Annotated in this window: 8 protein-coding genes; 1 reads left to right on the top strand and 7 read right to left on the bottom strand. The window is 44.8% G+C overall.

The window, feature by feature from the left end:
* Window positions 1-158: 158 nt before the first annotated feature.
* On the bottom strand, window positions 159-1,565 hold the full coding sequence (ffh, locus tag FTU46_RS14210) for a signal recognition particle protein (protein WP_180052848.1): 1,407 nt from the start codon (window positions 1,563-1,565) through the stop codon (window positions 159-161).
* A 138-nt stretch (window positions 1,566-1,703) separates the two neighbouring features.
* Here ffh and FTU46_RS14205 point away from each other — a divergent pair, with 138 nt between their 5' ends.
* Window positions 1,704-2,513 carry an inner membrane protein YpjD gene (locus FTU46_RS14205; protein ID WP_004783358.1) on the top strand — a complete coding sequence of 270 codons (810 nt, stop codon included), beginning with the start codon at window positions 1,704-1,706 and terminating at the stop codon, window positions 2,511-2,513.
* A gap of 55 nt (window positions 2,514-2,568) precedes the next feature.
* On the opposite strand, the gene FTU46_RS14200 is transcribed toward FTU46_RS14205, so the two are convergent.
* The 6 genes from FTU46_RS14200 to paaG form a co-directional block, all read right to left on the bottom strand.
* Window positions 2,569-3,348: a class I SAM-dependent methyltransferase gene (locus tag FTU46_RS14200; RefSeq protein WP_179993127.1), complete on the bottom strand. Its 780-nt coding sequence runs from the start codon at window positions 3,346-3,348 to the stop codon at window positions 2,569-2,571.
* Between the two features lie 141 nt (window positions 3,349-3,489).
* Window positions 3,490-4,089 (bottom strand): gamma carbonic anhydrase family protein, encoded by a 600-nt coding sequence (locus tag FTU46_RS14195; protein WP_180031818.1) that lies wholly within the window; start codon window positions 4,087-4,089, stop codon window positions 3,490-3,492.
* A 42-nt stretch (window positions 4,090-4,131) separates the two neighbouring features.
* Window positions 4,132-5,073 carry a phenylacetic acid degradation operon negative regulatory protein PaaX gene (gene paaX, locus FTU46_RS14190; RefSeq protein WP_159123525.1) on the bottom strand — a complete coding sequence of 314 codons (942 nt, stop codon included), beginning with the start codon at window positions 5,071-5,073 and terminating at the stop codon, window positions 4,132-4,134.
* 60 nt (window positions 5,074-5,133) lie between these two features.
* Window positions 5,134-6,426, bottom strand: coding sequence for a phenylacetate--CoA ligase PaaK (paaK, locus tag FTU46_RS14185; protein WP_179993129.1), 1,293 nt, complete (start codon window positions 6,424-6,426; stop codon window positions 5,134-5,136).
* A 58-nt stretch (window positions 6,427-6,484) separates the two neighbouring features.
* Window positions 6,485-7,696: a 3-oxoadipyl-CoA thiolase gene (gene pcaF, locus FTU46_RS14180; protein ID WP_180105220.1), complete on the bottom strand. Its 1,212-nt coding sequence runs from the start codon at window positions 7,694-7,696 to the stop codon at window positions 6,485-6,487.
* Window positions 7,697-8,138: 442 nt separating this feature from the next.
* A complete protein-coding gene (paaG, locus tag FTU46_RS14175) occupies window positions 8,139-8,930 on the bottom strand; it encodes a 2-(1,2-epoxy-1,2-dihydrophenyl)acetyl-CoA isomerase PaaG (RefSeq protein WP_180031824.1) in 792 nt (263 codons plus the stop codon).
* Between the last annotated feature and the right edge of the window lie 15 nt (window positions 8,931-8,945).

Here is an 8,945-nt window from a genome sequence, read left to right as displayed (position 1 = left end):
TAGCTCATGAAATACGGTATTCTGATGGGACAAAACCTGAATCCTGGTCGTTAAAGTGTTTGTTTGCACTCATATTTTAACTGTTAGGACTCAGGTTTTTTTATTTAAAGCAAACTATGGGACAGCAGTGGCTATATGCGCCTTTTTATTTAAAACAGTTATTTTTTGTCGTTCCCGCCGAACAGTGGGCCCATACCACCGCCACCGCCAAACTGTTTTTGCAGACCGCTCAGTGATTTCATCATTTTTGCCATACCCGACGGATTAGCAAATTTCTTCATCATCTTCGCCATTTGCGCATGCTGTTTAATCAGCTTGTTGACTTCTGAGACTTCCATACCGCAACCTGCTGCAATACGCTTTTTACGGCTTGGATTCATCAGGTCAGGGTTACGGCGCTCCTTGATAGTCATCGACTGGATAATCGCTTCCATTTTCTTCACTTGCTTTTCAGGATTCGCATGCGCAATTGCGTCTTGAATACCAGAATTGCTCATGCCTGGAAGTTTGTCCAGGAAGCCCATCATGCCGCCCATCTTGTTCATCTGCTCGAATTGCATCAGCATATCTTCAAAGTTGAAGCTACCGCCTTTCTGCAATTTCTTCGCCATTTTCTCGGCTTTTTCTTTGTCGATTTTGCGTTCAACTTCTTCGACCAAAGAAAGCACGTCACCCATACCCAGAATACGCTGTGCCACACGTTCCGGATGGAAAGGTTCCAGCGCATCCAGTTTTTCGCCCATACCGAGGAACTTGATTGGCTTGCCAGTAATCGCACGAACAGACAGTGCTGCACCACCGCGCGCATCACCATCGGTTTTAGTCAGGATCACACCCGTCAAAGGAAGCGCATCGTTAAATGCTTTGGCTGTATTCGCCGCATCCTGACCGGTCATGGCATCGACCACGAACAGGGTTTCAGTCGGATTAATCGCTGCATGCAGCTCTTTAATCTCTTCCATCATATCGTCATCGATATGCAGACGACCTGCGGTATCGACAATCAGTACATCGGCAAACTGGATTTTTGCCTGTTCAATTGCACGATTAACGATGCTGATCGGTTTTTCAGTAGCACTCGATTCAAGGAAAATCGCGCCAACTTCGCCAGCCACTGTCTGTAACTGCTTGATCGCAGCCGGACGATAAACGTCGGCAGACACCATAGCTACTTTTTTCTTTTGACGCTCTTGCAGGAAGCGCGCAAGTTTGGCTGCAGTCGTGGTTTTACCCGCACCCTGCAAACCGGCAAGCAGTACCACCACCGGTGGTTTTGCTGCAAGGTCGAGGCTCTCATTGGCCTCGCCCATCATTTTGGTCAATTCGTCATAGACGATTTTGACGAAGGCTTGCCCTGGTGATAACTGAGTCATCACTTCCTGGCCTAATGCTTCTTCCTTAACTTTCGCGATAAATTCACGAGTTACAGGTAACGCAACGTCGGCTTCAAGAAGTGCCATACGTACTTCACGTAACGTATCTTTAATATTGTCTTCGGTTAGCTGCCCTGAGCCAGTAACATTTCTTAAACTCTGCGTGAGTCGTTCTGTTAAGGTATCAAACATTGCAAAATCCGCTTAAAATAGCCAGTAGCAAAAAATTGTTTCTTAAAATAGAAAATTTATGCATAGAATGCTATAGGATACTGTAGTTCGCACTGAATTTATATAAATGAATATTCATCACCCTTAAAAAGGTTTGACATGCTTAGCCTACCCTTGGTTTACACGATCTTAGCATTAATCGCTTATACCTCCTCTTTTTGGTATCTGTTCATTCATTTAATGACTAAACGTACTCCAAATCAATGGTTTGTCGGCTTAACAGCTTTAGTTGGACTGGTACTGCATGCTTTGGTTTTATCAGGTGACATGTATACCCCGATGGGGATGAATTATGATGTATTTGCCTTACTTTCCTTTACGTCAGGGCTAATGCTGCTGCTAAGTATCATTTACAGTACCTATCGGCCGATTATTGCTTTAAACCTGATTGGTATCCCCGTCGCTGCAACCGGCCTAATTCTCGGTTTCAGTTTCACCCAGCCAGCGAAAGTCATTGCACAGAATTCTCTAGGCCTGGATATTCATATTATCTTGTCCCTATCCGCTTATGCTGTGTTATTGATGGCGACGATTCAGGCCGTCATTTTGCGGTTTCAGGATCGTGAACTGAAGAAAAAACAGAAACGTCGGGTTTGGGTGAATCTGTTGCCCTCCTATCAGGATATGGAATCTTTATTGTTCGATATGCTGATGACCGGTTTCATTTTACTGACACTGGCATTGGGTTTTGGCTTCTTTACCATCGATAATTTCTTTGCCCAGCATCTGGCCCATAAGACTGCCTTTAGTATTGTGTCCTGGCTGGTTTATGGTGCATTACTGATCGGCCACTGGAAATTTGGCTGGCGTGGTCAGAAAGCAGTGCGCTTTACCCTGCTTGGGTTTGGCCTGCTGGCGCTCGGCTTTATCGGTTCCAAATTTGTGCTAGAAATGCTGTTAAACAAATAAGCTGATTGATCTTCGATCGGTATTATAAAAGCCCAGCTAAGACTGGGCTTTTTATTTAATTATCCTTTTCTTGATCTGGATTTATCCTTCCCACTCGTAGCGATAGCGGCCAACTCACCACCCGGGGCAATTCTGGATCTTCCCATTCTGGCAATAAGGCATCTGCCAGTACATTCAGCGGATTATGTCCGAGTGCCTGGGTGGCTGCTTTTACGGCTGACCAGGTACTCATATAGCCTATCAGTTGGTAAAAGTTCCACTCGACTTGTAATACCGGCGGCTGTACAGAAATTTCCTGAAATGGAAATGGCAGATTTTTGTATCCTTCATCGACATGGCGACGTTCAGGTGCCCAATAGGGTGCGATCGTCACTTCATAAAAATGTCTGAAATAATGATTCAGATGTTCTTCATCAATGCTGAATACCCCATAACTAATAAGAGCCAGAATGGCATTGGATTTTGCAATACGGCGAACTTCCGCATAGAACTTGTCCAGATCCAGCCAATGGGCAGCTTGTGCGACTGAAATCAGATCTACACTCTGGTCAACACATGGGATTTCTTCGGCTAAGGCCTGATGATATTGAATTTTCGGATGAGGTTTGGCCTGTGCGATTTGTTCGCTACTCGCATCAATGGCAATGATCTGATCAAAATAATGCGCCAAAACCTCTGAAAACTGTCCTGAGCCACAGCCGACGTCTAAAGCCAATTTGGTACTCGTTGATAGCTCTGCCAGCATCTTCCCCAAAGTGTCCGGATAATGCGGGCGAAACAAGGCATAATCTTGGGACTGCTGGGAGAAATGGTCTTTAAATTCCCGCCTTTCCATCTGCACTTTCCTGACCTGTTTTCTAACAGCTTAACTCGATCCAGAAAGGCGACAATAGTAATTTGGTTTCATTTCCAATAATTTTTAAAACTAAAAAATTAGCGTATTTAAATTATCTAAAATTTTTAAACATCAGCGAGTTTAACTATTTTGCTTGATTTGATAATCCGCTTTAAAGTTCTGATAACTACGTCGCTCTGCGGAATTTTCGGTTAAAGCTTTTACTTCCTGCATGGTATTCAAGCAACGTGCAGTGAGCTGGATATATTGCTCGGTGCCATGGCTTTTCCAGGCAATTTCTTTTTCCTCTAAGGGACGAACTACTTTCGCCGGACTGCCAAGTACCAGATTATTTGCTGGTACTTTGAATTTAGCCTTGACTGTACTGTTGGCCCCAACAATGACATTCTCCCCGATTTCGGCCTCATCCAGAATCACACTATTCATACCGATCAGGGCATTTTTTCGTACCACGCAGCCATGCAGAATGGCACCATGACCGACATGGCCATATTCTTCAACCAAGGTCACACTGTCCGGAAATCCATGGATGGTACAGGAGTCTTGGACATTGGCATTTTTCTGGATATGAATCCGGCCAAAATCGGCCCGCAGCGAAGCGAACGGACCAATATAAACTCCGGCTTCAATGATCACATCACCGATCAGCACAGCCGTAGGATGGACATAAGCTTCAGGGCTGACGACAGGAATCACCCCATCAATCGCATAACATGGCATAGACTCCTCCTTGAGCTATTACATTCATGATTTTTTTAAATATTAAAAGGTCAATTCCGGCTGCTTTAAACCACCAAAACGTTTATAAAATTGTGGATGTGCCGGTGGCATAAGGCCTTCCGCGGTCCGGGCAGTCTCCAGGAAAAACTCATCTCCTGCTGCAAATACCGCCTGATATAGATTGGTACTTAAGTTACGTGCAATCAGTGACAACCAGTCTGTTGGCAATAGTTCAAATGGCAGATTCGGGTCTTTCAATAAAATACGGCGATACTGGTGGATCAGCAGGATACGGATCTGAAAGGCTTGTACCGGATCTAGTTCCTCTTCATTTTCCACCAGATAGAAAAACTCGCGGAAATCGCTAATAAATTTTTCATAACGCTGATGCAGTTCCGGGATTGGCCAATTGGTTTCGACCATGCGTTTAATGGTTGGATAAGATTCCTGCCAAAGCTGTAAAGTTTCAGCACGAAACACTACGACCTGATCGGTCATCTTGTTATTCAGTAAGAGGTTTTGCAGTTTCTGCTGATCACACCCCGGATAGGCCATGACATTGGTCGCGATATTGGCAAAGCCTAACCATTCCAGTTCTTTTTTCAGTGTCTGTTTATTTTCCAGTTCAACTGAACTGAGTAGAACCAGATCCCATTTCTGGTCCCATTCATTATGCTGGAAGCTGTAAATCTTTTGGTCTGCGGTAATAAAACGCTGACGGCTGCTTTCGGTAATACGGTAATAACTGGTGCGGCCAATTTTTTCAGAACTCAGCCAGCCATTTTGTACCAGACGGAATACGGCGGTACGCACAGAACGCTCATTGAAGCCGAATACATCCATCAGTTGAATCAGGCTGGCAAGACTAATGACTCCCCCGCGGTGATAAATACTGTCACCAAAAATCGTCATTACCAATGAGGTTCCACTAAGGGTCTCATTCTGAATGAAATCATCAATTACTTGTTTTAATTTCGGATTCATTACGTTCAATTTACCTTGTTAAAGCCGGATGACAGACCTGAGCCTGTCATCCAGACGTATTTAAGCGGACTTTCGGATATCAAACACCCGCTGAGCCTTACCTTCAGAGCGTGGCAAGCTACCTTCCGGTAAAACTTCCACACTGACACTAATCCCGACCATGGTCTTGATTTGTACTTTCAGCTGATTTGCCAACTGGTGTGTCATATTTATAGCATTATCTTTACGCATTTCGGTACGAATATGCAATGTATCCAGGTGACCCTGTTTACAAATCTGAATCTGATAATTTGGAATAAGCTGCGGAATATGCAGGATTTGCTCTTCAATTTGTGATGGGAACACATTCACGCCACGAATAATCATCATGTCATCACTGCGACCGACAATCTTGTCCATACGACGCATGGTACGCGCTGTACCTGGCAATAAGCGTGTCAGATCACGGGTACGGTAACGAATTACCGGCATACCTTCTTTGGTAATGGTGGTAAATACCAGTTCACCCAGCTCACCATCAGGTAATACTTCACCGGTTTCCGGATGGATAATTTCAGGATAGAAGTGATCTTCCCAGATGGTAGGTCCATCTTTGGATTCCAGACATTCCATCGCCACACCCGGCCCCATCACTTCAGAAAGGCCGTAAATATCTAGCGCATCAATACCCAGACGTTCTTCAATTTCACGGCGCATTTCATTGGTCCATGGCTCTGCGCCAAAGATCCCGGTCTTGATGGAACAATCCTTGGCAGTCCCGAATTTTTTCTCCAGACATTCAATAATGTTCAGACAATAAGATGGTGTGACCATTAAAGCTGTTGGCTTGAAATCATGAATCAATTGTGCCTGTTTGTCGGTCTGGCCACCTGACATTGGAATTACGGTAGCGCCCAGACGTTCTACACCATAATGTGCACCTAGACCACCAGTAAACAGGCCGTAACCATAAGATACCTGAATCGTATCTTTACTGCTGAGTCCTGCTGCACGTAACGAGCGTGCCACCACATCTGACCAAGTATTAATGTCATTCTGGGTATAACCGACTACAGTCGGCTGACCTGTAGTACCTGAAGAAGCATGTACACGGACAATCTGCTCCTGAGGCACAGCAAACATGCCAAATGGATAGTTTTCGCGCAGATCCTGCTTGGTGGTGAACGGGAATTTTGCCAGGTCTTCCAGTGATTTTAAGTCATCCGGATGGACACCGGCTTCATCAAACTTTTTCTTGTAAACCGTACTTTTCTGATAAGCATGCTGCAGTGTTTTTTTCATACGTTCCAATTGCAGGCTACGTAATTCATCTACTGAAGCGGTTTCAATCTGTTCCATTGCATTGTTATTCATATTCTTGCTCCTGCTGCAGTCATCCTGACTGCTGATGATTTCTCTTTTGATTCAGTCCTTAAGCCACATTTTCCAGAATCAGTGCGACACCCTGTCCAACACCGACACACATGGTACAAAGGGCATATTTTCCTTGCTTGCGTTGTAATTCTTTCATGGCGGTAATCACCAGTCGTGTACCGCTCATTCCGAGTGGATGGCCAAGGGCAATAGCACCACCGTTTGGATTGACTCGTGGATCATCATCCTGAAGGCCTAGCTCACGTAGCACTGCAAGCGCCTGTGCGGCAAAGGCTTCATTCAGTTCGATCACATCCATCTGTTCCAGACTTAAGTTTGTCTGTTTTAATACTTTCTGCACTGCGGGCACTGGACCGACACCCATATAACGTGGTTCCACTCCTGCACTGGCAATTCCTACTACCCGTACCAATGGTTTCAGTCCATATTGTTCTGCGAAATATCTATTACCCAGTAGCACACAGGCTGCACCGTCATTGACACCAGACGCATTACCCGCAGTTACCGAACCACCTTCCTTGCGAAATGGTGCTTTTAGAGAAGATAACTTTTCTAAAGTAGTATCGGCACGTGGATGTTCATCTTCAGCAATCACCCGAGTAGAACCCTTAGCGCCCTTGATTTCCACTGGCAGGATTTCTGCCTGAAAAATACCATTCTGCTGTGCCTGTGCAGTTTTTTGCTGGCTACGATAAGCAAACAGATCCTGATCTTCACGATTAATCTGATATTTTTCAGCCACATTTTCTGCTGTTTCCGGCATGCTATCTACGCCGAAACCTGCCTTGAATTTTGGATTGATAAATCGCCAGCCAATGGTGGTGTCATAAATTTCAGGAGTACGGCTAAATGCTGTGATGGGCTTGGATTGTACAAATGGTGCACGGCTCATGGATTCTACCCCACCGGCGACTACAAATTGCGCTTCACCCGATTTAATTGCACGTGCTGCCAGACCGACAGCATCCAGACCGGAAGCACAGAGACGATTTACAGTAATCGCGGGTACACTTTCCGGCAGGCCCGCTAAAAGTGCTGCCATACGCGCGACATTACGATTATCTTCACCGGCCTGATTGGCACAGCCTAAAATCACTTCATCAACTTCTGCCCATGGCAGGTTGGGATGCTGCTGTTTTAAATACTGGATCGGTAAAGCAGCAAGGTCATCAGTACGAATACTGCTCAAACCACCTGCGTAACGACCAATTGGGGTACGAATACCGTCAAAAATATAAACATGTTCCATCGTTCTTGTTCCTTAGCTCGCCATCCCTTAGTCTGTTGGCGATACTTGTTGCGCCTGTCCTAGCGCTGTCTGCTTAGTTCAATATATACCAGGTTGTATCACTCTTCACCAAAAATACGATACATATTTTTTAATATTTGTAAATTTGTGTCATATTAAATTCTATTTACTCATTCAAAATATTTACCTGAATAAATAAAATAAATAATAATTTAAAAATCAATAGCTTGAGTAGAAAAATAGTGCATAAATCTATATTTTCAGATTTCATTTACTATCAGGGTACTACTACATATAACATAGGACCTAGCTAACCATCAGACCAAATAGGTATCATATTCATACCTGTCAGTAATAATTCAACTCGACCAAGTGGCTAAGCGATAACTGAAAGGAAAAAATCCAACAACTTTGAGCCGAGTCAAATCCATCTCCGGCAGATTTAGCAGCCCTTATATTGTGGTGTGCGTTTTTGCATAAAGGCCTGAACGCCCTCACGATAATCATTAGAACGGCCCGCCAGACGTTGCAGATCCCGCTCCAGAATCAGTTGCTCATCCAGATTATTGTCTGCAGCGGCATGAATCGCTTTCTTGATCAGGGATAGACCATAAGTCGGCTGAGTCGCCAGATGTTCAGCCATTTTTTCAGCTTCTGCTTTTAACTGATCATCTTCAACTACCTGCCAGATCATGCCGAGTTGCAGTGCACGTTCAGCCGAGATTTTGTCACCCAGCATCGCCAGACCCATCGCTTGGGCACGGCCAACCAGGCGTGGTAGGAACCAGGTACCCCCTGAATCTGGCACCAGACCGAGACGGCAGAAGGCCTGAATAAATGAAGCAGATTTCGCTGCTACCACGATGTCACAAGCCAGAGCAATATTGGCACCTGCACCCGCTGCTACACCATTTACGGCACAGATCACCGGTTTTGGCATTTCAGTAATCAGTTTAATCAGCGGGTTGTAGTATTTTTCAATGGATAAACCTAAATCTGGAGCATCAGCATTTGGATCTACTACACGGTCGTTCAGGTCCTGACCAGCGCAGAAACCACGACCTTCTGCAGAAATCACCACTGCGCGAATTGCTGAATCTTGCGCCCAGCGTTTTACGACAGAAGATACTTCCTGATGCATGGTTTCATTAAAACTGTTGAGCTGTTTTGGACGATTAAAAGTCAGGTAACCCACTGCATTTTTTTCTTCAACAATAATTGTTTGGTAATCCATTACACACCTTTTAAG

This window comes from Acinetobacter sp. YH12108, assembly GCF_013419055.1.
Lineage (GTDB): Bacteria > Pseudomonadota > Gammaproteobacteria > Pseudomonadales > Moraxellaceae > Acinetobacter.
The sequence above is the reverse complement of the archived record's forward strand: the minus strand, read 5'-3'. Positions and strand labels throughout refer to the sequence as shown.